Here is a 21,533-nt window from a genome sequence, read left to right on the forward strand (position 1 = left end):
GTAGCGTGCCCAGCTCTGTGCCAGACCACTGCGCCGAAATCGGGGAGCTCCAGGACCTCCTCACGCTTCTCGGACATCCTTCTTCTCCCCATCATCGTTGCGCCAGATGGCCCGCCCGCGAGCCATCACGCCGCGGCCATGGTCCGTTCGGCTTCCGCGGTTTCCGCGTCCATCTCGTCATCGGCGTCCAGCGTCTCGCCCCTGTGCGCCGCCTTGCCGGTTGCCGCTTCAATCAGCTTCAATAGCCGCGCTTGCCGATCTTTCATGAATTTCTCGAACTCGTCGGCGCGCAGCAGCGCGGGATCAATCAGGTGGGATGATACATAGCCGTCCAGGTTTTCCGGAAGGATCTCCGGAGTTTCGTCGTCCCCGTTCTCGAGCTTTCCAAGATAAGCCGAAGGCGCCCTGCCGCCGATAATCCTGTTGGTGCGGAACGCCAACGGCGTCTTGTTAATGATGGAATCATAGACGGCAGGCTCGATCTTGCGTGCCTCGCACCAGGCTTTTGGAAAGATGTGGTGGATATCCACGTTCTCGCAGAAGAACATGGCGTGCCCAAACTGCTGGCCTGATCGGAAGTCCTGCGCGCCCTCCTTCATGAGCAGCGCATTCACGCCCTTGTACGCCGCTGATAGGCGCATCCGCATGGTTTTGAGCCGCTCGGCACGGAAGGTCGCCTCTTCAATCGTAGACGGCAACGGCCCGCCCTTGAGCCATGTGGGCACCTCCATAAAGTCCCGCGCAATCCGGGTTTCCGCGGCCGAGCCGTAAAGCTCCCCGAAAACCCCGTTCCAGTACCAGCGCACCAGCTTGGCACGGTTGGCCTCATGCTCCCAGGCATTGCCCATATCGGCCAGGATAGCCGCCAGGGGCACGATCTGCGTCTGATAAGGCAGGTCAAATACCCGATAGATGTGCAGCAGATGCAGGAACTTCGCGGCCCGCTTGAAGCCCTCTTCCACCTGGTCCTGGTACTTCTTGTAAGCCTCCAGCGGTAGGTTCAGCAGCGCGTTGCGGTTGCCCGAAACGGCCGGGAGATCTTTGCCCTGCTTGCCGGCTGCTTCCGCCGCGCGCCGTCGCTCCCGCGTATAAAACAGCGAGACCGCATGCAGGAAATCGGTGTTTGACACCTCTGCAATGATGCCCTTTGCAGCATCCGCCAGCCTGAGGTGCTCCGCGAAACGATGCTCGCGCCCGAGTTCCCCTTCCTTGCCGTACCAATCGCGCCGAAGTTCGTAACCGTCCGCCGCGTACATCGCCGTCACCAGCTCGAACGCGTCCAGGGGCTTGCCGCCGGTGTTCACCTTTTCAAACACCACGCAGACGGCCTCTTTTGATGTTTCCGCATCCAGCGCAATCACCGGAACATCGTAGCCTTTGAAGTTCTCCAGAACCGTCTTCTTGAAAGTGCGAAACAGCTTCCGGGTTTCCTCATTTTGGTCCCCCTTCCAATAGCTGTCGAACCCGTCCTGCCAATCATCCCAATCGAACACCTCCGAAACCGGGAACATCAACGTCTTGTACTCCTGCTCCCGCGTGGTCACGTCCAGCTCCACGCTCCGGCCGAATTGCGGAACCACCTTCTTGTCCTCCGGCACCGATACGATGGCATCGTCGCGGTTCACCGCCTCATCCAGCGCCTTCTCGATGTCAATGTAAAACCACCGCTTCACCTTCTTCTTCTTGGGCGTGATGGTCTCGACCACCTTTCCCCTCAGCGAGACCTGATAGAGCGAGGTCATGCGCTGCTGCCCGTCGAGCAGGAGTGACTGCGGCTTCGTGTTCCGCGCATCGGCGGGTGCCCCCTCCACCGGCCGCGGCTTGAACTCCACGCCACCCGTCTGCAGCGTCATGAGCGCGCCAATCGGGAACGACCGCGAAACAGACGCAATCAGGCTCTTAATGCGATCCTCGTCCCACACCCAGCTCCGTTGGAAATCCGGGAGCTGCATGGTGCCCTTGTGGCATTGCTGCAGCAGCTCTCGCAGTCCGTACGGATTGGTTTTGAACGTTGCCCCCGCCATCGTGCTTCCCCCCAATGTCCACTTTCCGTCTGTCCGCAAGCACTGATCAACAAGCAGCCCCAGCGCGAGGCCCTATCATGGGTTCGCCAATACGCCGCAGCAATCCCCCCGCCAGGCGTCTGCCCACAGCTTGTGCACCTTTATCGGAAGAAAACGCTTTCCCAATATCCTTTGTACAACAGCGTATTGATTGCGATCTGTGAACTCATTGTACGAACTATGTCGGCGGCTCTAGATGCCGCTCCAATCGCACAGCTCGGGCTTGGTGCGACCGCTCTCTTACCGACCGCGAATGGCCATACATAGCCGATGCCCATCTCAAGCTCTATTCCCGAAAGCCGATCACCGCCGAACAATCCCATACGCCGGCTCCATGGTAGCGCCAGATATCCTGAAATCCGAGAACGAGAGACATCAAAAGGGCCGGCCGAGAAAAGGACATCGCCAGACGGGCGCTCGAACCGACCCTAAAACCATATGTCAGCGCCCCCCAGCCGACCTGACACCCGCGATTGCACACAGGTGCCCAAACCCCGCGCACCCTGTATTGCCAGCGTATTCAACATGGGCCAGCCTTCCTCCGCCAAGGAAAGCAAAACCATGACCACCCAACCAATGGACCAAACCACCCAGCAACAGCGCGGCAACTTCATCGCCGGCCTCAACCGCAGCAAACCCCTCGGCTCCAAGCGCCCCGACTTCTCCGGCCGTCTCTCCGCACCGGGTGCCGGCGAGCAGCACGCCTTCGCGCTGTGGGCCAACAAGGACAAGAACGGCAATACCTACTTCTCCGGCCGCATTGACCGCATGCCCATCACCGACGACGTCAACGCCCAGATCGAGGCCCTCACCAAACCCGTTGTCGATTATGATCCCACCGACCTCATGCAGGGCTCCGCCAACCTCACGCTCAAACCCTATGAGGTCGTGCTCTTCAAGAACGGCTTCAAGGACACCGAAAACCCCATGCGCCCGGACTATTGGGGCCGCGTCAACATGGGCAACAACACCCCGCCCATCGCCATCTCCGTATGGCTGCGCCAGGACCGCTACAAAAACCCCCTCCTGACCGGCGCAACCACCTTCCCGCAGCCGGGCAAGGATATTGCCACCGAGGCCGGCATGGCCGAAACGGGCTCCGAAATCCCCTTCGACCTTCCCGAAGGCCAGGAAACCACCCGCCGCAAATCGTCGCGCAGCGGCCGCTAAAACCCCTGACTGACCCAAGAAAAGCCCCCCCCCCGAAGGGGGCTTTTCCACATTAACCTATTGCCCCGACAAATTCTCTTGAGCGCCGTAATTGAGCCACGGCGAATCAGCACTTTTGACGAACGGAGCACAATTCTTCCGCTCCGCCCTCTCCTTATTACTTCAACCCAAACCATACTCGAGGCCACTCCATGACCACCGATACTGTGTCTGAGCCCATCCCCGCCGCCAAAGCCAAAACCTCTGACAAAGGCCGCCTCATCGCCTTCAAGAACCACAAGGCCGCCAGCGACAACAAGCGCCCGGCCTTCGAAGGCGAGCTCTCCCTCACCGCCGGCGGCGACAACCGCAAGCTGGCGCTGTGGGCCAAGTCCGGCAAGGACGGCGCCGTCGTCCTCACCGGCACCCTCGGCGCCAATGCCCGCGACCAGATCAATGCCATGGCGCAGCCCGCCGCGGCCGCGAACGTCGCCGACACCACGCCGGACATGCTCGAGCTCGCGCAGAGCGAAGGCCGCAGCCTCAAACTGCAGCCGAACGGCATCATCCTGTTCGCCAACAAGGTCAAAGCGGCCGCAGTCGCCAACAAGCTCAAGGACGCCGCCAGCAAGCCGGACTACTGGGGCTATGCCACCGACGAGCAGGCCAAGACCCCCTACAAGGTCGCCGCCTGGGCCAAGCTCGACAAGAACGGCAATCCCTATCTCGCCGGCACCATCGACACCACGCCCGAGCCGGACAAGACCAAAACCAAGAGCAAGTCACGGGGCCGGTGATGGACCGCGTGCAACGCCACTACGCCCACACGGCCTTGCGGGGGACCGATCCCCTGCAAGGCCTCCCCCTCGACGTCCGGCGCGCCATCCTCACCATGCCGCCGACCATCCGCGAACGCCTCCGCCTCGCACCCTGGCGCACGGCCGAAACCCGCCGCCAAGCCCTCGGCGACATCATTGCCGAGCGCCGCCTTGCCTACGACCTCGCCCGCGATACCCTCCCGACGCCTGAACCCGCCATGCCCGCGCCCGAGCAACTCTCACCCTACTACCAGCACCGCATGGCCATGGCCCACCTCGGCCACCAACGCGCCAGCGACGACCACGATTATCTCGATGGCGTCCGCAGCGCCGAATACCGCCAGCAGCTCGCGGCCATCCCCTATGCCAAGGACAAGGACACCCACGCCGCGCTGCTGAAAATCCAGATCGAGCGGGCGCGCCTCGACCTCGCCGAGCTCGAGCTCCACGCCGCCGCCATCGCCAAGCAGAACGAGCCACCCGCCAAAACACCGAAGACTGCCGCGCGCAAACCCATGGCCAACATCTGGGCCGAGCCGCCGGCACCCGCCAAAGCCAGATCGAGGGGAAGGGATATCTAATAACCGACCCCACCGCACGGCAGCGGCGCCCTAGGCTCCGCCACCTGCCTGCGGCCTCACCCCTGCCGAGCCTAGCCCGCCTGCAGGGCCACCAGCCGCCTCATGAGCCCGGTGGCCCTGCCGACCTCCATTCGAGCACGCGAGGCCCCCATGGGCCCACTCCCGCAAGTCCTGATCAATGGCCGCGCCTTCTTCATCGACGAGCGCCTGCGCGAAATCCGTGCGGTCAAAAACCCTCACGAAGTCTACCTGCTCAAGCAGGACATCATCCCACCCGCCAAAGCTCCCGCCTTCCGCCTTCCCGACAACGACCAGGTGCAAGGAAGCAAGCTCGCCGCCCACATCCGTGGCCTGCTCTCCGCGCAGCCCGAGAAGGCTGACGCGCCCCCCAAAGCCGCCTTCAAAAACATCTGGCAAACGCCGCCGGACACCAAACCGACGCCCAAGACGCGCTCGCGGGGGAAATAGCGCACCTCAATGCTCGTACATGGCCAGGGCCCGCTCTGCGAGGCGCCCAATGGCCTTCTCGTTCCGCCGCAACAGGGCCAGCTTCTCCCGCACATTCGCCGACCGCTTCATGCCCTTCGGCCGCAGACGCCGCTCGGCACCCGACAGCTCGGCAATGATCGCTGCCTGCCCCGCATAGGATGCCCTCACATCCTCGAACTCCGCGCGCGTGTGCACAAACGGAATCCCATCCGCCACCACCTCGCGCAGGAACTCCATCATCGCCCGATCCCCCGCCAGCTCCTGATCCAGAAGCCCCAGTAGAACGCCATATCCCTCACCATCGAAATCCGCAAAAACCTCGAGGCCATCTCCCTCCCGCACGCCGCGCTCGCACGCCTCGAGCACCCGCCGCACTGCCACCTTCAGCTCATCCACGCTCCCCTTGAGCGCCAGCGCCTGCTCCCGCGAAAGATCACTCCCGGCGAGCCATTGCTCTGCCTGCCACCCGAAACCTTCCGCGCTCCGCGCCACCGCACGATAATCCCAGCCCATGCGCCGCGCCGTGAGCCGCCACATGCGGCCCTCGCGGATGGTCAGCGCCGCCAGATCATCCACTGCCCGCGCCAGCACCCGCTCCACGCCCTCGCGCACCATCCCGTAAAGCTGGCTCGCCCTGAGCGCGGGAAACTCCAAATCCATGGCCAAAGCCTCTCACGGCCCCAACCAGGCGTCCACGCGGACACAAAAAAAGGGTGCCGCGAAACGTGGCACCCTCAAAACACACCAGCCCGCCACTCAGCGCCCGCGCCCCCGATCGCGGCTCCCAGGACGCTCCTCCGGCGGCACATCCCACACACCGGGAAACTTTCCCTTCCCTGTCGCCGCTTCATCCTGCGCCTCGTCGCTTGCCTTCTCTTCTGCGAGGGCCGCCACCTTTGCATCGACCTCAAGCGGCGCGCCCCTCTGCGCATCGTCCGCAACCTTCCCTGCCCGCCCTTGAGCGAGCCCCAGCTGCTCGCGCACGCCGTCGGCATAAGACACAAGATCATCGCGCATGGTGACAACACCGCGCGGCAAGGCCTCCAGCTCCGGCAGCACCTTGGGCAACTGGCGATGCAAACGCTCGCGTGCCTCCGCCCGGTCATAGGGCAAGTACGTGAGCCCGCGCATGCGCGCAAAGTCCGTCATTGCCAGCTCCACCTCACGCGAGGTGTCGCGCTCCCGCGCCTCCTCGGCCGCCAGAGCCTTCAGCTTGCCAAGATCCCACATCGCCAAATTCTCCCCTCGACCGCCGCAGCAACCGCCACGTCCACGAACCAAGCCCAAACGACCGCGCCAGACAAGACCCGAGTGGAGGGCAAGGGCCAGATAGGCGGGGGCAAGCGCAGTTGGCGATCAGAGGTAGGGCGGGCCGCGCCCGCCGATGTCAGCCCTTCATCGTCCAGGCCCCACGCCGCCTTTGAAGCGCGAAGCCTGCCGGGTCCAAGCGGGCCTGCAAGGGCCGCGCAGCGCGCGCCTCACGGTTGCAGCCCATTGACACACCCGCTGCAGGCCCCGGCGACGGTCTCGCGCTACGGCGCCGCATGGTGCGGCCCGACCAACGAAAGACCCATCATGCCGACACTCTCCTTCCCCCGCGCCTCCATCGCCAGACTGGCCAAGCTCGCCGCGCAGCTCAACGCCCAACACCTCGCCCTCGTCGGCGACGACGGCATCTACTTCATGCTGCCCGAGCAGCCGGCCCCCTATACCATCGTGCACGCGCGCGAATGCAATCCGGCGGACTGCTTTGACTGGTACGACATCAAGCGCGAAACCTTCGGCGGCGACGACGGTGTCGAGCACATCCCACTCGCCGAAATCAACAACTGGCTCAACCAGACGCCCAAGCGCGTCCCTCTGGAAATGGAGCTCACACCCCAAACCTACCACCTGCTCAATTGCGACACGACGGACCCCACTTGAGCTCCACCCATGAAAGCACCATCAGTCTCGACAAAGCTCTCTCCACGGGGTTCTTTCACCATCGTCACTTTATCCCCGATCAAACCCTCTCCCCCTTCATCGAAGAAACCTTCGCCCCTTCTGCATCCCCGGCTTTCCTGCAAACCGAAACCTCCAATGAAAAAGGGCCCCGCAGGGCCCTGTCTCACTTCTTGATCAGCAGGCTATCCAATTTCCCGCCGCCCTTGAGGTATTCCGTCACCCAGGTCGGATGCACGCCCCGGCCGGCCCAGGTCTTGGTCTTGTCCTTGGGATGACGATACTTCGGCGGAATCTTCCGCCCCGCGAGCACGCTGGCCTTCGCCGCCACCGCCTTCTTCGTCCCTTTTTGCGGCGCAGGCTTGCTCACCACCGACTTTGGCGCAGCCCCCCTCACAACACCCTGTCCCTTCAAGGCCGCCAGCTCCGCCTCCAGAGCCTTGATCTTCCCGGCCTTGCCGCGCTCGAAAATACCCGCAAGCTCCTCCAGCACCTTCTCCTGTGCCTCGTAGCTCTGCGCCCCGAACCATTTCACCAAACCGGCACGCTGCGTCACCGTCGTCGCCTTACCCATTGCCCTGATCCTTGTCATTCCCAGCCAAGCTGCATGTCGCCGGCCGGCTTCTCGGCGGGCCTAAACCCGTCCTATATCGCATAAGCTCAGTTCTTTCCGATGCTTCGCTTGAGCCTTCGTTAATACCGCCGGCTTGAACACCAAAGTAGCGGCAATGCCGCACTGGCACGCGCTCACCACCCGCGCTCAAACCCTCACCAAAGCAACACCCCCGTGGGGCGGAACTGTTCGCCGGGCCCCTGCGGATGGCCCCCTCTGGGGGCGGAGCCAAGGCCATCCGGCGACGGCCCGGCTCCGAAGCAACACCACCGCCCAGGCACACCGGCTGTCCACAACAGGGGGGATTGAAAAACCTCCGCTCGAGCCCATAACCCCACTGATACTGCCGAAAAGGGAATTATACCAATGACCAAACCCAACCACCTCGATGCCAGCTCAACGGACGACATCCGCCAATTCCTGCCCGGAGTGGCCCTGGAAATTGCCGCCCTCGCCGAAACGCGCTGCCCGCATGACCGCAAACGCGCGCTCAAGGCCATCCGCCATCTCGAAAGCCTCGTCGCCGCCCTCAAGAGCAACGTGGAATCCTTCCGTACGAGCGACCAGGGGCCCGCCCTCGTGGTCGACAACGATCCCGAACGCTAGGCCGCCTCGAGATCCTGCTTCTCGTAGCCCGTCTGCACCAGGTGCAGCCGCTCGGCCGGATAGGTGCGCAAGAGCTTCCGCGCCGCCGCCGGAGGCCCATCCATCCACGCCAGCCAATCGGCCTCATTGTCGAGGATGACCGGCATCCGCTCGTGGTTCACCCGTTCGACCACGCTGTTCGGCAGCGTCGTGAAGAACGAATACACATCCATCTCCACCACTGGGCCATCCTTCTTGACGGGGCCGCGCCACGACCGCCAGATGCCCGCAAAGGCGAACGGTGCCCGTGGCTCGTCGCGCTTCAAGGCAAACCAATTCCAGCTCGCCGGCGAGACTTTACCGTCCGGCTCACAGAAGCTGGTCGCCGGCACCAGGCAACGCCGCTGCTCGAAACTCTCGCGCCAGAAACGGCTGTCGATGTTGTCATCGCGCACGTTGGTGACACGCCGCGCCGCCTTGCCCTGCTGGGGAAGAACAAAGCCCCAATTGAGCTCCAGGAGCTCCCACGCGCCATCCGCAGCCTTGCGCACCACCGGCGCATTCTTGCCGGGAAAGATCGCATTCCTCGGCTCGAACACCGCGGCGCGGTTCGGCGAGACCTTGAACAGATCCCGCACGGCCGCCACCGCGCGGGTTTCGCTGTAGAGATTGCACATCCGGGAAACCTCGTGCTGTCCCGCCAGCTAAGCCTGGCTGCGCCGCCGCTTCTTCGTCGGCCGTTCCTTGAGCTCGAGGCCGCATAATCCGACAGCCGCCGCCAGCAGCTCGAGGGTGCGCCGAAGCTCCAGATCGTTGAGCGTCTTGAGCGCTGCCGGCGTCGCCTTCGCGGAAACGCGCAAGAGCTCCTCGCCAATCCTGCGGTCATCGTACCACTGATCAGACTTCATGCAGACCACGCTCCAAACGAGAAAGCATCAGCACAACATGCTCCCGCGCGCGATGGTGTGTCACCAGCTATTGTCGCCTTTCGCGGCCGTGGCCCCTATGCCCCTACGGGCCGATTGGTACCTCAACGCCCCTTATCGCTGGATGATGGCCAGGCATAGCCCGCCGGCGTTTCCTGCGGCTCCGGCAAGGGCTCCGCCGCCTTGTCCTCGGCAGGATCATCCAGAAAAGCCCGCGATGCCGCAACGCGCCCGCAGCACTCATCGTGGCGAAGGCGTGCACTGTCGATGAACGTGAAGCGCCGATCGCCGAGGCGAACATAAATGCTCACCAGAGTGCCCAAAACCGGCTCGCAAACCTTGAAACTCTCCCGGCTGCCATCATTGCGCCAGCCGAGCGGCGGCAGCACGCTCAGCGCATAATCCCAAGCCTCCTCGTTGATCTCCACCGGCTCGGTCTTGGCGGCGGCCTCCATGCGCTGCCAGGCATCGTCCCAAGCAAGCACGACCAGATCAGGGCCGTAATCGCGCGTAAGCGATTGCAGGCGGTCCGCCACGGCGTCGGCATCGCCCTTGCAGACATCGATCACCCGCTTGGTGCGCGTGCAGAAAATGGTCGGGGTCATGTCCTCGGAGCTCATGAGCGGAATCATGGGGCCGCCTCATGCTCACGCGCAATCCTCGAGGCGCCATCGCTGCCCATGCCATGGGCACTTCCCGCGCCATGGCCGTTACAGGCGCCTGCAAGGATTTTAGCCGGCGGCGCACCTATGCTAGAATGCCGCCAAGGAGGCACACGCATGCAGGATGCCCTCATAACCCTGGACGAGCTGCTCGCGCCCTACGAAGCGCGGCCGGTAACGCTGCCCCGCGAGGAAATCGAGGAACGCCGTCGCGGCGCAGCACTCGGCAAGGAGCTCAACCGCCTGCAAGGCGCGACGCACAATGCCGTGGCCGAACGCCTGATGGCGCTCTACACCCTCGGCCAAGTCTCCCACGCCGAGTTCGTCGCCCTCACCGGCGAGATCGGCCGCCGAAGCCTCTTCACCACCAAGAACGCCGCCATGGATGCCCGCTGATCCCTATCTCATTCCCGGGACCACCATCCTTGCCAACAAACTCGGCATCCGCGACGCCGAGCAGCTCCGCGAGGCGGAATTCGCGCTAACCCGCGCCAACGCCTTGTCCGCCATGCAATACGCCGACCGCCAGCGCGTCATCGGCGAACGCACGTGGCGGGGCATTCATCGGCGCCTGTTCGGTGATGTCTATGCCTGGGCCGGTCGCTACCGCACGACCGAATTGCGCAAGGGCCAGGACGCATTTGCGCCCCGCCGCGCCATCGCGGGCTATGCCGACGCCAGCATCCTTCCCATGTTCCGCGCCGCGGCCGCCACCACCGAAAATGACCGGACACGCTTCATCTCGGCTTTGGCGCGATGCTGGGCCGAGCTGAACTATCTTCATCCCTTCCGCGAAGGAAATGGCAGGGCAACGCACATTCTCGTCAATGCCCTTGCCCACCGCCATGGCGTCGACATCCATTGGCCGTCCATTCCCCGTGACGAGGAGATCGCCGCGGCGAAGGCTGGAAACAGGCAGGACTATGCCGGATACGCCCACCTGCTCGACCTCGCCCTGCGCCCGTGGGATCGCGCGTCGCGGCCAGAAGACTTCTGGCCACCGCGCGACCGCTGAAAGCCAAACGGATCAAAGCGCCCGACTTCAATGCAGCCGCAAGTCAGCGTCCGCCTCAGCACCATCGACCGGCGTCAACGCAAACAGATCCAGCGGCGGCTCGGTGCGGCCATGGCGCGGCTCACCCGGCAGACGCAGGCGCGCCTCGCCGATGCCAAGCATGTACTCCCTGACAGCCAGCGCCCGGTGATAATACTCCCGCACCGTGCCCACTGTCGGGTCGCCATCCTCCAGGCGCAGGATATTGAGCATGTGGACCTCGAGCTCTTCAGCCAGAAAATCCGGCTCGCGCACCATGCCATCCAGGATCGCGTAGAAACGGGCGCGGGTTGCGTCCAACTCGATGTCGTACCACGGCTCGGTGCGTAGCCAGACATTGAAGGCGTCGTACATCCAGCCCTCGGGCCCGCGCATGCGCGGCTCCATCTGCGGCGGCATGGCCAGCACCTTATCGAAGCCCGCCCGTTCCAGCAGCACCAGGGCCTCGTTGTCCTCCTCGCTCTCCTTCATGCCCTCCGGCGCATACCAGCGCCGGTAGTTGCCGCCGCCCGGCCGCTGCTCGAACACATAGCCGCGCGCCTTGAGATGCTCCACCGCCTCTTCAATCGAATTCATGTCCTTACTCCGCACAAAAGAGGAAACCTACCGTGCCGCGCGCCGAGGGGTTTTGGCCGGCCAGCGCGGCCGCGTCTTGGGGTCGATCGGCTCCGCACCGAAACGCGCGATGAAACGCTGCGCGTGCTCGGCCTCGGCAAAGCAGAAGACGTCCATGTAGCCATCCGCCGGCCGCACGAAAGTCAGCCCGCGCGGCGCCAGTGACAGCCCGGCGCAGAACGCGTGGATGTCGTTGAACTCCGCCGACACCCGCGTGTTGGGCAGCGCCGCCTGGTGCGGCCAGCCCCGGTCGATGCCACCCGTCGTCAGCTCACCCTTACGCCGCATCCATCCGCTCCGACCAACCCTGCGGCCTTGACAGCCGCCATTGTTCGCATTTTGTTCCCAGTCAGCGCACGAGTCAAGCAGGAGCGCCGGCCATGGCCAGCACACTTGGAGAAGCCCATGATCTCGGATGGAAAATTCGCGCCCGCTGCGCCTATGGGCACGGCGAGGGCATGAAGCGCATCCGCCCGTGCACCTACCAGGCCTACCTCGACCTCCCAACCCTGCTCTGGACACGTGGGCGGGAGTTCCCCTTGGGCCTCTTGAATGACAGGCTGAAATGCCCTTCCTGCGGCTCCCGGACGGTCGCCGTCTTCTTCATTCCACCCGCCAACAGCAGCCAGCGGAGGGCCTGAGCACCGGACGCGCCCGGTCAAGCCGGGCTAGCCCGATCGCGATCCAAACCGCACAAAACCGAGCCCAATCCGGCCCTGTCAGGAAACCTTTGGGACGGCTCCATAATTGAATATGAAAACCTCACACACCGCCCTGATGGCCCTTGCCGCACTGCTTCCCTTCCAGGCCAGTGCCCTCGAACGCACCGCCACCATCGGCAGCGAGAAGGCCGACACCATCGGCCTCGAGATGGCCATGGACGCCAAGATCGCCGCTCTCACCGCGGCCCTCAACAGCGTCTTCCACTGCGCCAACAAGGACAAGGTCTTCACCTCCAATGCCAACAAGGCCGGCCGCGATGCCGAGGGCTGCGTCACCCCGCCCGGCGGCACGCCGACGGAAGACTTGGTCGTGAAGATGGAAACCGTGACCGAGAGCGTTCCCGACATCGTCATCAACCGCGACACCGACTATTACAACGCCAATGGGCAAGGCCTCAGCCAAGGCAGCAAGGGCTACAGCGGCACGGCCCACAAAACCCTGCCCCTCTCCCGCTTCATCGACGACGGCGCCAATGCCATGGTCATCAGCCTGGCGCGGACATCCTTCGTCGCCTGCGATGGCGCGCTCACCCCTCATATTGTCGTCGACAACATCGCCCAGGCCAAATCGGGCGTGTACGATTGCCACTACGACAGCAGCCCGAACCGGTTCCAAAAGATAACCTGGTCGTACAGGCCTGCCACCAAAGACATCCTGTTCGCGATCGAAGTCTACCAGATCAAGGATTTCGTCTACTTCTACGCGCAGCACCGGCTGAGCAACATCCGGGTTTCCTATCAAGCCCTGCGCGTGAAGCCGAAGTCCAAGTCTCAATAGATCCGGATTCCGCCCGCCAACAGCAGCCAGCGGAGGGCCTCATCCTTCCTGCTGCGAAAGCCGCCGGAAGCGGCCAAAACCCCTGTTACGGCATTTTAATGCCTCGTGTATTAGAGGCCTCAGCATAATAAACTTGTCAAAACCACCCTCTTAAGTCCGCTTTTGCCACAACGAATGCTCCCTTAACCAAGCGCGGATTGGCAGCCGGATGAAGTACAAGCTTGCGTAGCGCCATCAACCCGTGCTTCCTTTCTTCCTCAGCCGCTCGATGACAGCGCAAACGCTTTGGAAGAAGGCAGCGAAACTAACCATCGACGCCTTATCTGGCAGCTGGCTGCTGCGTGCGCCAACCTGCCACCTGCAAATCCTCAGCAATTTGCCGCATATCTTCCGGAATTAAACGCAAACACCACTCCCCACTCAGGAACAGAGACGCTGGGAAAATAAAAGCCAGCTCCAAAGTCTGTTCTATTTCATCGGCCAACACCTCGACTGCCGCCTCGCCGATATCGCATCGAGAGCGACATTTCCCCGACCGCCCCGCATGAAATAAAAACGTTGCAGTTTCGCACGCCTGCTGAGGCGTCAAACAAAAGAAGACATAGTGGTGGTTCCCTCCGCCCACTCCATCCTCCCTCGAAGAGGCCATGGTTATCTCTATGCGCTCAGGGTCCACGCCTGTGGATCTTGCCGTGATTGCCAACCGCTGCACGCCTTGATCATATTCAAACTCGATCGAATCCCTATCCTCTCGCACGCTACGTAGAACACGATCACCGCTTCCTACCTCGCAAACCGCCGCATCGACCGACCGGCCTTCCGATACACGCAACTCGTCGCCGAACGCCGCTTCCTGCGTAAAGTCGGTGAAGACCCGAATGCCGTTGGCAACCAGCACCAGGATCTGATCTCCCGTGATTACCTCCGAAGCACCCCAGAAACGCGGCACGGATGAAACATTGTCCCAAACCACATTGAACTGGTCATCGGGTCCAGTGGAGACCAATATCAGTTCAGGGCACGTTGCCATCGGATGCGCGCCAGTTCTCATTGCCGATCCAATTTGGCCTGGTTGCGCGCCATTGACTCGCACGTTCCGTACGATCCATATGACCGTCACTCATGACACGCTATTCGATTCGCTCGCAGGCTGACATGCCGCATCTTATAATGCTTGAAGAACTTATTGGCGAAGCACCACACAGCATTGATTTCTATTGGGATTTTCTTTGGAAATTGGGCTATTGGCCCTACCGATATGATCGAAAGCACCCCGTCTCCCTCGGAGATGTTGCTGTTTGGGGTGGCGCGGCATCCGCTCTGCGCTTGGCGGGCCCTTTCCGAGTGCCGCATCGGGACCTCATCCGTTGCGCCATTCCGACAGTCGGTCGCGCTGTTACCAAGTCCAGATTTGCTGAGCAATATACGCAGAGCCTATCAGCAATGGAGCAAAGCCTTATCAACTCGGCTCCTTATATTCACTCTAAGATAGACTGGGAGGCATGGCGATCCGTTGGCGGTGTTGAGCTTTATATCTCTTCCGCCATGCAGCAGCTTGTCTCGGGAATGTTACGCGCAGAAAAGTACGATGTCTCCGTTCTTGGAATCATCCTTTACCGTGCGCTTAAATCGTCCGCCTCCGCCGTGGCGTACGCTCATAACGATACCGACGAGAATGCTGAAAAATTGCGCCTCACCGAGTATGAGAAACAGCGGGCTGATCTATTAACTCGGTTCCCAGCCGCTCACAAATGGTCGGACGGAGATGCATCTGAAGCTCGCCCCAGGTCGCACGAAATTCGCTTCAGGCGACTAAGCTCGCCGCTCTTCCCTGATGCCGACACCATTCTCTACACACCTGTTGCTTGGTCAGGCGATGATTGAGGGTGCTTTGCACCTTACTTCACCTACCGCTGAAGTTTAAGCTGATCAGCTGATGGCGCTGCAATGCTCTCAGTGGCTAGAAGGTCTTTGCCCCCCGACAATCCGAGATGGTCAAAGCATCCGGTGCGATAGTCTTCGGGCTTAAGCACTCTAATGACAGGTCCCTCGGGAACTTTTGGGCCTGCCAATGGGGAGGAATCCGGCGCAACGCATGTGAGACAAAGGGCTAAAAGGTAGCTGGGTTCCATAGGGCCGCTTCCTGAGCGCGTTTATGCCAAAATGGTGCGCAGATATTGCTTAACCGCAGGTTAAGCTCTCGGGTTGCGAACGGGATGACCGAAGGATGGAAGAGGCAGTCGCGGTGGTTCACATGGGTTTTGCAAGGTTATCGCGGACCTGAGTGCACATTTCACTTGCGAGCTGCGGAGTGGAATATTTTCCTGCAATAGCGCTACGCATCTTCTTCGCGTGAGCACCAAGCGCGGGCATGCTCTCGCTTTTGACGCCCATCGCGAACAGATAGTTTCCCCATTTCATTTCGTCGACCTGCGCATTGCAAAACAGAAGCTTGGCAAGCATCTCGCCGAAGTAATCTATTTTCTCTGACTGCCTTCGGTCATCAGAGCCGACCGAGTTGGGGACACCTCTGCGCATGACCTTGAGCAGGAACGGGTGTCTTGTAATCTTGCCACAGAAATCCTGGTGCTTCTGCAGCGTGTCGAAGTGTGACCTGTACTTGCCGTAGTGTTTGATACGTTCGGCTTCAACATGGGCTTTATCTGTGGGCGTAATGCCAATGGCCCTGGCAAATGCGCTCATCTCGTATTGGTCAACTGAATTGGTAAGATTGCAAAATGCCACCACTGCTAGCATATCGCCAAGAAACTGTGGTGCAGCCAAGCCTTTCGGCATCTGGAGTTGCTGGGCCGACACGGGATTGCTGAGGAGAATGAGCAAAGCGGCCAACGTATATCGCAACTAAGATCCTCCGCTGCAGGTCGTGCATGGGCAGTGCAGACGAGTGAGTGAAGAAGCAGTAGATACTGATTCGCTTTGGATGGCTCCCTGTCAGAACCTTCGGGGCAGATTGTGCTGACTGAATATTTGAGGGTTTTCAGCGCATCGTATCCCAGACATTGGACGGCGCCTCTTCCCGATATCGCAAGCTCAGGAGCGCGGCTTTGCCCAACTTCGGGATAAGGTGAAAGCACGCCAGCCGCATCGTCAGCAGGCAAGATCCTTCCGCCTCCCGCGCGTTACCCCGAGGCCTGAATGCTGCTTCTTTCCACGGCAGCATCGTATGCAAGCTGTCGGCACTTGGGCATAGTCGCACCACCCAAGAGAAAGCGAGGCCGATGAATGTCCCGACGAAACCCAAAATCAAATACATTCCCCTGAACAAACTTGTGCTCTCGGAGCAAAACGTCCGCCGCACGCTCACCAACGCCGGCATTGCCGAGCTCGCCGCGAACATCGCCGCCCAAGGCCTGCACCAGAACCTCAACGTCATCCTGCGCGACGACGGCACCGCGGAAGTGACCGCCGGCGGACGCCGCCTGCGCGCCCTCAAGCTCCTCGCCGACGACGGCACCATCCCCGCCGACTGGCCCGTTCCCTGCCTCCCTCTTGCGGCCCGCGAAGACGCGCGCGAGGTCAGTCTCGCCGAAAACACCATGCGTGCGCCCATGCACCCCGATGATGAATTCGAGGCCTTCAACAACCTCGTCACATCCGGCGTGCCCATCGAGGACGTCGCCGCCCGCTATGGCGTCACTCCGGCCGTCGTCAAGCAGCGCATGAAGCTCGCCGCCGTCTCGCCCAAGCTCCGCAAACTCTTTCGCGAAGGCAAGATGACCCTGCAGCAAGTCATGGCCTTCACCCTCACGGACGACGTTAAGAAGCAGGAGAAGGCCTGGCGCGGCCTCGATCAATGGGAACGCGAGGACGCCGACAACATCAAGGCCGTCCTCACCGAGAACAGCATTCCGGGACACCACAAGCTTGCTCGCTTCGTCGGCCTCAAGGCCTACGAGAAGGCCGGCGGCACCATTACCCGCGACCTCTTCGACGATGACAACGCCGTCCACTTCGACAACCCCGAGCTCCTCCAGCAACTGGCCGAGCAGAAACTCGAGGCCGAAGCCGCCAAGCTGCAGAAAGAAGGCTGGGCCTGGACAAAGGCCACCATCGATCCGCAATACGCCACGCCCTACGGCCACCTCACCCCCATCAACGAGCCCGACCCGGAAGACCCCGAGTACGAGGCGGCCGAGCAGCGCATGGAGGAAGAGGGCCCGCAGTACAGCGCCGAGCAAATGGAAACGGCTGGCACCACCCTCAGCATCACCCACGACGGCAGGCTCTCAATTACGCGCGGCCTCGTCATGCCCAAGAGCAAAGCGGACGCAGCGCCCGGCAAGGAAAACGAAATCGCACAGCCGCCAAAGCCCGAATATTCGAACCGCCTCATGGACGAGCTGGCGCACCAGCACACCAACGCGCTGCGTCACGCCCTCGCCCAGGACCCGAACATCGCCCTCGTTACTCTTACCCACGCCCTCACCAGCCAGGTGCTCTACGACGGACGCGCAACCTCGGCCCTCAACATCCGCGCCATCAGCTTCAACACCACCCGGCCGGAATTCGTGCCCAACCCCGAGGAATGTCCCGCCATTGCCGCGCTCGACGCCGCGCGCGCCGCCTGGATGAAGAAGCTCCCCAAGGATGAGGGCAAACTCTTTGCCTGGCTCATGAAGCAGGAACCCGCCACCATCACCGAATTGCTCACGTTCAGCACGGCCCTCACCCTGCAAGCGACCATTCCCCCGAATACCGCCGAGCACGACCGCCGCCCGGTCGCCCAGCAAGTCGCCAAGAGCCTCACATCCGGCTTCGACATGGCCGCGCATTGGGAAGCCACGGCCGAAGGCTTCCTCGGCCGCCTCTCCAAAGCCCAACTCGCCAAGGCCCTCGAAGAAACCAAGCAGGCACCACTCGCCGAACGCATCCTCAAGATGAAACGGGAGGACGCCATCCGCGAAACCGCCCGCGCCCTCAAAGGAAAAGGATGGCTGCCGACACCGCTCAAGCCATCCAGCACGCGCCATCGATGAAGCGGGCCGCACCCGAACCGCGCATACAGCGCCGCACACACGCGTTGCGCACGCCGCCTGTCACGCCACCAGCCCGCCCACAAGCACCTTGGGCAAAGCCTGCCTGACGCTGTCCCCGGCGCAAGGGCCGACGCCAGGAAACCTGTCCTCGCCTGCGGTAAAACCCTTGCCCCCGCGCCACGCGCCCGGCCGCGCCTATTGCCAAGGCCGCATGGGGCGGCCGCAAGCAAAGGACAGCCGACATGACAACCTACGACTATGAACTCACGCGCCGCCGCACCGTCATCGCGCGCATCAAACCCATCCTCCTCGCGGAGCTCCAAGCTAATGGCATAGCAACCGTCTGCATCACTTATGACGGTGAGGGCGACGAAGGCCAGATTTCCGGAACGCTCTGCTTCGACCCCACCAACGCACGTATAGCCACCTTCCCGGCCGGCGTGCCCAACGAGGCCCTCGCCGCCGAATATCCCGACGCCAGCAACCTGCCCGATGTTCTGGAAAGCTTCGCCTGGGACGTGATCGCCAGCCAACATGACGGCTTCGAAATCAACGACGGCGGCTATGGTGACGTCACCATCGACGTCGCCAAGGGCACGATCACGCTGGAGCACAACGAACGCTATATCGACATCCACACGGAAATGACTGAGATCTAGCCATGGCCCATGCATTCCATCACGCCATCTCGAGCGCCAGAAAGCATGGCGGCAACCCCTCGGAGTACTACGCCATCCATGCCTGGTTCGATGCCTCAAAGGCCATCATCGCCGACTACAGGCACAGAGCATTGCGCCACCATGCGGAAGGCATCGCCATGGCAGACGTCATCTTCGGTCCCACGCTCACGCTCTCCACCGGCAAGGTCATTCCCACTCGCTGGATTGGCGAGCAACACGTCCGCGAGGACCTCGGACGCATCCCCTCATTCGCTGATTGGGTTCGCGCCATTCGCCCGGAGCCTTGGATGGGCCGCGCCACCCGCCTCTCCCTCGAGCCGGCTCCGACGCCCCAGGCATCGCCATGATCCGCAAAACCATAACCGGCGCAGGATGGGGATTCTGCCAATCAACATAAGCGCCGGTTACCTGCTTATGCGCAGCCCCAAAAGAGCCGCTGACATAGAGTGTACAACGAGTTCATACATCGCAATCAAAACGCTGTTGTATAATGGCTAAACATGCCGCACACGAACCTTTGAACTATTGCCACCGCGCCAAACCGAGCGGAAGAACGCTCCTCCCTCCACCAAAAATCGCCGCGAAAGCGCTGCCATGGGGCCCAAGGGCGGCGCGGGCCGCCCGCTGGCGCGCCCGGAGGGAATAGGCGGCCCGCGACGCCCTGGCTCCGAAAATCGCAGCAAAGCCCCGTACACGGCCATGAAACCCCTCGGCCGCGAAAACCCATCTATACCGCCTTGCTCCGCCGCCATACGGCGTGACGAACCAATCCCGCCGCCGTCAATCCGCGATACTCCACGTCCACACTCACCGCCGGCCGCACCCAAAGCCCTCTCGGCCGGCGCCCCGCAAAAACCGTGACAGGCTCCGCCACCAGCAGGGCATCAAGCCGCGCACGCAAGGCCGCGCTCTGCCGCATCGACCAACCCGTTCCCACCTTGCCGACAAAACGCCACGCCCGGCCCTCCCGCCGCGCCAGATACAAGGCCGCAACCAGCCCCTTGCCGTCCGGCACGAAACCCACCACCACCAGGCTCTCGCGCATCACACATTTGATCTTGCACCAGGCCTCGCCACGGCCTGACCTGTACGGCGCGTCTCGACGCTTCGACACCACGCCCTCGAGGCCCATTGCACAGGCGGCCTCGAACATGCGGGGGCCTTCTCCCACCATGTGATCACAGTACACAATTGGCGGCCCCACACCCTCGAGCAACGCCGCCAGCACCTGCTTCCGCGCCAGCAGCCCGGCACCCCGCAAGTCGAAGCCATCGAGGAACAACAGATCAAAAACGTAGTAGAGCAACCGCTCCGAGCGCCGTCCCGCGCGCAAGGATGCCTGCAAGGCCGCAAAGTCGCTGATACCCTGCGCATCGGCGACTACCACCTCGCCATCGACAATCAAGTGATTGGCTGGCAAGCGGGCAAGTGCCTCCGCCACTGCCGCCATGCGTTCCGCCCAATCGAGTCCGCTCCGCGTCAACAGCGCCGGCCGTCCCTCGACCAGATGGCCCTGCACGCGATAGCCATCAAGCTTGATTTCATGCAGCCAGTCCGCCGCGGCCGGAACCGCGCCCTTCAACGTTGCCAACTGCGGCTTGATAAATCCGGGAAACGAGGCTGACCGCGCACCCGGCAGCATCCGTGCCGTGAAACGCGCCGGCGAGCGATGCGTCGAGCTCCGCCTGGCCATTGCTCAGCTCTTAGCGCACCACCGCGACTCACAGCTCCATGGTGCGTTGCCGGGGTGCTGCCGGCCGCAGCCAATCGGGCAAATGAATCTTGCGCCGGATCTCTTTCAGCACATCACCGCCACGGCCGCGCAGGAAGTCGCTCAGTTCATTTTCGCTCTTGAGGACGTAGAACGTCCCATCCGGTACCGAAAAGACCACCAGGTTCTTGTGTGCTTCGACCAGCCACACCATGTTCTGCACCGAACCCGCACTCTTGCCATCCCAGACCACGAAACCAATATCCGTGGCGCCCGCCATCTCCTTATCCTTCGCGGCATAGAAATCGCGGCCGCTCTGCGCCTCAGACGTCGGCACCATCCGCGTCGCCCAGGGCCCGAGATTGTTGCGCGGTTTCGCGCCCACGTGAAAGACAATGACCTTGACATACCCACGCTTGGCCAGGTGCGCCTGCATGGCCTTGTCGGCGCCGTTGGCATCACCAACAACAATATCCAGGCCACTCTCGACCATGTTGTCCAGCCGTGCCCACACCGCCTCATCGAGACGGCTGACACTGCGGGAGCCGGACAGGAATACCGTGGTCATCGCGTGCTTCTCGTCTTGGTCATCGCCAGAACGCACACTTCGCTCGCCTTGCCCTGATTGTAAAGCAGGCTCGTTGCCACCTGCAACGTCGCTCCCGATCGATAGAGATCATCCAGCAGAAGAACCTTCTTGCCCGCAAAGACGTTCCCGCTTGTGTCGAGCTCCAGTGCCTCCTCCAGCAGCTCGAAGCGTGCCACGGGATCAGAGACCTCCTTCAGTTCCTTGCTGCCCCTGTTGGTGAGCCTGCCCGAAGCCACGGCAACGCCACGGCGCTTGCCCAAGGCTTCGGCGATTAGCAGCACCGGCTTGATTGCCCGCCGCTTCGTTTGCGGAATAGGAACCAGGAAATCGAATTTCTCGATATTCCGGAAGCTATCCAGCAGCTTCACGATCTTCCGCACCGCGGATTCCTTGCCGCCATACTTCAACTGATAAACCAGCTCGCCCATTTCTGTGCGCGTGGTCTCAAAACGATTCCGGCCGGCACCATCCACTCCCACCAATGCGCTCGAAACCGTATGCTCGTCAAAAGCCCAGCCTTTCTTCCAATTGCCCTTCAACAAAATAGCCATACCAAT

At 62.2% G+C, this 21,533-nt stretch carries 28 protein-coding genes; 14 read left to right on the forward strand and 14 right to left on the reverse strand.

Annotated features, from left to right (window positions below):
• Positions 1–125: 125 nt before the first annotated feature.
• The gene (locus CS1BSM3_RS10680) at positions 126–2,024 is read right to left on the reverse strand and encodes a DUF262 domain-containing protein (RefSeq protein WP_072387061.1); all 1,899 of its coding nucleotides are present in this window, start codon (positions 2,022–2,024) and stop codon (positions 126–128) included.
• Positions 2,025–2,588: 564 nt separating this feature from the next.
• On the opposite strand from CS1BSM3_RS10680, the gene CS1BSM3_RS10685 reads away from it, so the two are divergent.
• The 4 genes from CS1BSM3_RS10685 (at position 2,589) to CS1BSM3_RS10700 (ending at position 5,079) form a co-directional block, all read left to right on the forward strand.
• Entirely contained in the window at positions 2,589–3,233 is a 645-nt protein-coding gene (locus CS1BSM3_RS10685; protein ID WP_143149153.1) for a hypothetical protein, read from the forward strand.
• 191 nt (positions 3,234–3,424) lie between these two features.
• Positions 3,425–4,009 (forward strand): hypothetical protein, encoded by a 585-nt coding sequence (locus tag CS1BSM3_RS10690; RefSeq protein ID WP_072387065.1) that lies wholly within the window; start codon positions 3,425–3,427, stop codon positions 4,007–4,009.
• A complete protein-coding gene (locus CS1BSM3_RS10695) occupies positions 4,009–4,611 on the forward strand; it encodes a hypothetical protein (protein WP_072387067.1) in 603 nt (200 codons plus the stop codon). Before CS1BSM3_RS10690 ends, CS1BSM3_RS10695 begins: the two co-directional genes overlap by 1 nt.
• Positions 4,612–4,761: 150 nt before the next feature.
• Entirely contained in the window at positions 4,762–5,079 is a 318-nt protein-coding gene (locus CS1BSM3_RS10700; protein ID WP_072387069.1) for a hypothetical protein, read from the forward strand.
• Between the two features lie 6 nt (positions 5,080–5,085).
• On the opposite strand, the gene CS1BSM3_RS10705 is transcribed toward CS1BSM3_RS10700, so the two are convergent.
• Both CS1BSM3_RS10705 and CS1BSM3_RS27960 read right to left on the reverse strand, forming a co-directional pair.
• Positions 5,086–5,760, reverse strand: a complete 675-nt coding sequence (locus CS1BSM3_RS10705) for a hypothetical protein (RefSeq protein WP_072387070.1) — start codon at positions 5,758–5,760, stop codon at positions 5,086–5,088.
• 96 nt (positions 5,761–5,856) lie between these two features.
• Positions 5,857–6,330, reverse strand: coding sequence for a hypothetical protein (locus tag CS1BSM3_RS27960; RefSeq protein WP_072387072.1), 474 nt, complete (start codon positions 6,328–6,330; stop codon positions 5,857–5,859).
• A 345-nt stretch (positions 6,331–6,675) separates the two neighbouring features.
• Between CS1BSM3_RS27960 and CS1BSM3_RS28240 the strand changes: the two genes are divergently transcribed.
• On the forward strand, positions 6,676–7,026 hold the full coding sequence (locus CS1BSM3_RS28240; protein WP_072387074.1) for a DUF3085 domain-containing protein: 351 nt from the start codon (positions 6,676–6,678) through the stop codon (positions 7,024–7,026).
• A gap of 184 nt (positions 7,027–7,210) precedes the next feature.
• Here the strand turns inward: CS1BSM3_RS28240 and CS1BSM3_RS10720 are convergent, their stop codons facing one another.
• A complete protein-coding gene (locus tag CS1BSM3_RS10720; RefSeq protein WP_072387076.1) occupies positions 7,211–7,618 on the reverse strand; it encodes an H-NS histone family protein in 408 nt (135 codons plus the stop codon).
• Positions 7,619–8,023: 405 nt separating this feature from the next.
• Between CS1BSM3_RS10720 and CS1BSM3_RS10725 the strand changes: the two genes are divergently transcribed.
• On the forward strand, positions 8,024–8,263 hold the full coding sequence (locus CS1BSM3_RS10725) for a hypothetical protein (protein ID WP_072387077.1): 240 nt from the start codon (positions 8,024–8,026) through the stop codon (positions 8,261–8,263).
• On the opposite strand, the gene CS1BSM3_RS10730 is transcribed toward CS1BSM3_RS10725, so the two are convergent.
• From CS1BSM3_RS10730 to CS1BSM3_RS10740, 3 genes are all read right to left on the reverse strand, one after another.
• Positions 8,260–8,919, reverse strand: a complete 660-nt coding sequence (locus CS1BSM3_RS10730) for an SOS response-associated peptidase (RefSeq protein ID WP_072387079.1) — start codon at positions 8,917–8,919, stop codon at positions 8,260–8,262. The genes CS1BSM3_RS10725 and CS1BSM3_RS10730 overlap by 4 nt on opposite strands.
• Before the next feature lie 27 nt (positions 8,920–8,946).
• Positions 8,947–9,150, reverse strand: coding sequence for a hypothetical protein (locus tag CS1BSM3_RS10735; RefSeq protein WP_072387080.1), 204 nt, complete (start codon positions 9,148–9,150; stop codon positions 8,947–8,949).
• Between the two features lie 122 nt (positions 9,151–9,272).
• Positions 9,273–9,800: a hypothetical protein gene (locus CS1BSM3_RS10740; protein ID WP_072387082.1), complete on the reverse strand. Its 528-nt coding sequence runs from the start codon at positions 9,798–9,800 to the stop codon at positions 9,273–9,275.
• 147 nt (positions 9,801–9,947) lie between these two features.
• On the opposite strand from CS1BSM3_RS10740, the gene CS1BSM3_RS10745 reads away from it, so the two are divergent.
• Both CS1BSM3_RS10745 and CS1BSM3_RS10750 read left to right on the forward strand, forming a co-directional pair.
• A complete protein-coding gene (locus CS1BSM3_RS10745) occupies positions 9,948–10,226 on the forward strand; it encodes a hypothetical protein (protein WP_072387083.1) in 279 nt (92 codons plus the stop codon).
• The gene (locus tag CS1BSM3_RS10750; RefSeq protein WP_072387085.1) at positions 10,216–10,845 is read left to right on the forward strand and encodes a Fic/DOC family protein; all 630 of its coding nucleotides are present in this window, start codon (positions 10,216–10,218) and stop codon (positions 10,843–10,845) included. The genes CS1BSM3_RS10745 and CS1BSM3_RS10750 overlap by 11 nt, the downstream gene beginning before the upstream one ends.
• A 27-nt stretch (positions 10,846–10,872) precedes the next feature.
• On the opposite strand, the gene CS1BSM3_RS10755 is transcribed toward CS1BSM3_RS10750, so the two are convergent.
• Together CS1BSM3_RS10755 and CS1BSM3_RS10760 are read right to left on the reverse strand one after the other, a co-directional pair.
• Positions 10,873–11,460, reverse strand: a complete 588-nt coding sequence (locus tag CS1BSM3_RS10755; RefSeq protein ID WP_072387087.1) for a hypothetical protein — start codon at positions 11,458–11,460, stop codon at positions 10,873–10,875.
• A gap of 27 nt (positions 11,461–11,487) precedes the next feature.
• Positions 11,488–11,787 carry a hypothetical protein gene (locus CS1BSM3_RS10760; RefSeq protein WP_083528505.1) on the reverse strand — a complete coding sequence of 100 codons (300 nt, stop codon included), beginning with the start codon at positions 11,785–11,787 and terminating at the stop codon, positions 11,488–11,490.
• Between the two features lie 92 nt (positions 11,788–11,879).
• Between CS1BSM3_RS10760 and CS1BSM3_RS10765 the strand changes: the two genes are divergently transcribed.
• Together CS1BSM3_RS10765 and CS1BSM3_RS10770 are read left to right on the forward strand one after the other, a co-directional pair.
• Positions 11,880–12,140 (forward strand): hypothetical protein, encoded by a 261-nt coding sequence (locus CS1BSM3_RS10765; RefSeq protein WP_083528506.1) that lies wholly within the window; start codon positions 11,880–11,882, stop codon positions 12,138–12,140.
• A 112-nt stretch (positions 12,141–12,252) separates the two neighbouring features.
• Positions 12,253–12,999, forward strand: a complete 747-nt coding sequence (locus tag CS1BSM3_RS10770) for a hypothetical protein (protein ID WP_143149157.1) — start codon at positions 12,253–12,255, stop codon at positions 12,997–12,999.
• Between the two features lie 319 nt (positions 13,000–13,318).
• Here CS1BSM3_RS10770 and CS1BSM3_RS10775 read toward each other — a convergent pair whose 3' ends face one another.
• Positions 13,319–14,050, reverse strand: coding sequence for a hypothetical protein (locus CS1BSM3_RS10775; RefSeq protein WP_143149158.1), 732 nt, complete (start codon positions 14,048–14,050; stop codon positions 13,319–13,321).
• Between the two features lie 71 nt (positions 14,051–14,121).
• Here CS1BSM3_RS10775 and CS1BSM3_RS27965 point away from each other — a divergent pair, with 71 nt between their 5' ends.
• A complete protein-coding gene (locus tag CS1BSM3_RS27965; protein WP_143149159.1) occupies positions 14,122–14,883 on the forward strand; it encodes a hypothetical protein in 762 nt (253 codons plus the stop codon).
• A gap of 366 nt (positions 14,884–15,249) precedes the next feature.
• Here CS1BSM3_RS27965 and CS1BSM3_RS10785 read toward each other — a convergent pair whose 3' ends face one another.
• Positions 15,250–15,861, reverse strand: a complete 612-nt coding sequence (locus CS1BSM3_RS10785) for a hypothetical protein (RefSeq protein WP_072387095.1) — start codon at positions 15,859–15,861, stop codon at positions 15,250–15,252.
• Positions 15,862–16,238: 377 nt separating this feature from the next.
• On the opposite strand from CS1BSM3_RS10785, the gene CS1BSM3_RS10790 reads away from it, so the two are divergent.
• The 3 genes from CS1BSM3_RS10790 (at position 16,239) to CS1BSM3_RS10800 (ending at position 19,023) form a co-directional block, all read left to right on the forward strand.
• A complete protein-coding gene (locus CS1BSM3_RS10790; protein ID WP_072387097.1) occupies positions 16,239–17,996 on the forward strand; it encodes a ParB/RepB/Spo0J family partition protein in 1,758 nt (585 codons plus the stop codon).
• A 242-nt stretch (positions 17,997–18,238) separates the two neighbouring features.
• Complete coding sequence (locus CS1BSM3_RS10795) at positions 18,239–18,655, forward strand: DUF6878 family protein (protein ID WP_072387099.1); 417 nt, start codon at positions 18,239–18,241, stop codon at positions 18,653–18,655.
• A gap of 2 nt (positions 18,656–18,657) precedes the next feature.
• On the forward strand, positions 18,658–19,023 hold the full coding sequence (locus tag CS1BSM3_RS10800) for a DUF6915 family protein (protein WP_072387100.1): 366 nt from the start codon (positions 18,658–18,660) through the stop codon (positions 19,021–19,023).
• A gap of 380 nt (positions 19,024–19,403) precedes the next feature.
• Here CS1BSM3_RS10800 and ligD read toward each other — a convergent pair whose 3' ends face one another.
• The 3 genes from ligD to CS1BSM3_RS10815 are packed head-to-tail and all read right to left on the reverse strand — an operon-like array spanning position 19,404 to position 21,527.
• Positions 19,404–20,369, reverse strand: coding sequence for a non-homologous end-joining DNA ligase (ligD, locus tag CS1BSM3_RS10805; protein ID WP_072387102.1), 966 nt, complete (start codon positions 20,367–20,369; stop codon positions 19,404–19,406).
• 28 nt (positions 20,370–20,397) lie between these two features.
• The gene (locus CS1BSM3_RS10810) at positions 20,398–20,955 is read right to left on the reverse strand and encodes a hypothetical protein (protein ID WP_072387104.1); all 558 of its coding nucleotides are present in this window, start codon (positions 20,953–20,955) and stop codon (positions 20,398–20,400) included.
• The gene (locus CS1BSM3_RS10815; protein ID WP_072387106.1) at positions 20,952–21,527 is read right to left on the reverse strand and encodes a ComF family protein; all 576 of its coding nucleotides are present in this window, start codon (positions 21,525–21,527) and stop codon (positions 20,952–20,954) included. Before CS1BSM3_RS10815 ends, CS1BSM3_RS10810 begins: the two co-directional genes overlap by 4 nt.
• Positions 21,528–21,533: the final 6 nt, after the last annotated feature.

It is taken from the genome of Hyphomicrobium sp. CS1BSMeth3 (assembly GCF_900117415.1).
In the GTDB taxonomy this organism is placed as follows: domain Bacteria; phylum Pseudomonadota; class Alphaproteobacteria; order Rhizobiales; family Hyphomicrobiaceae.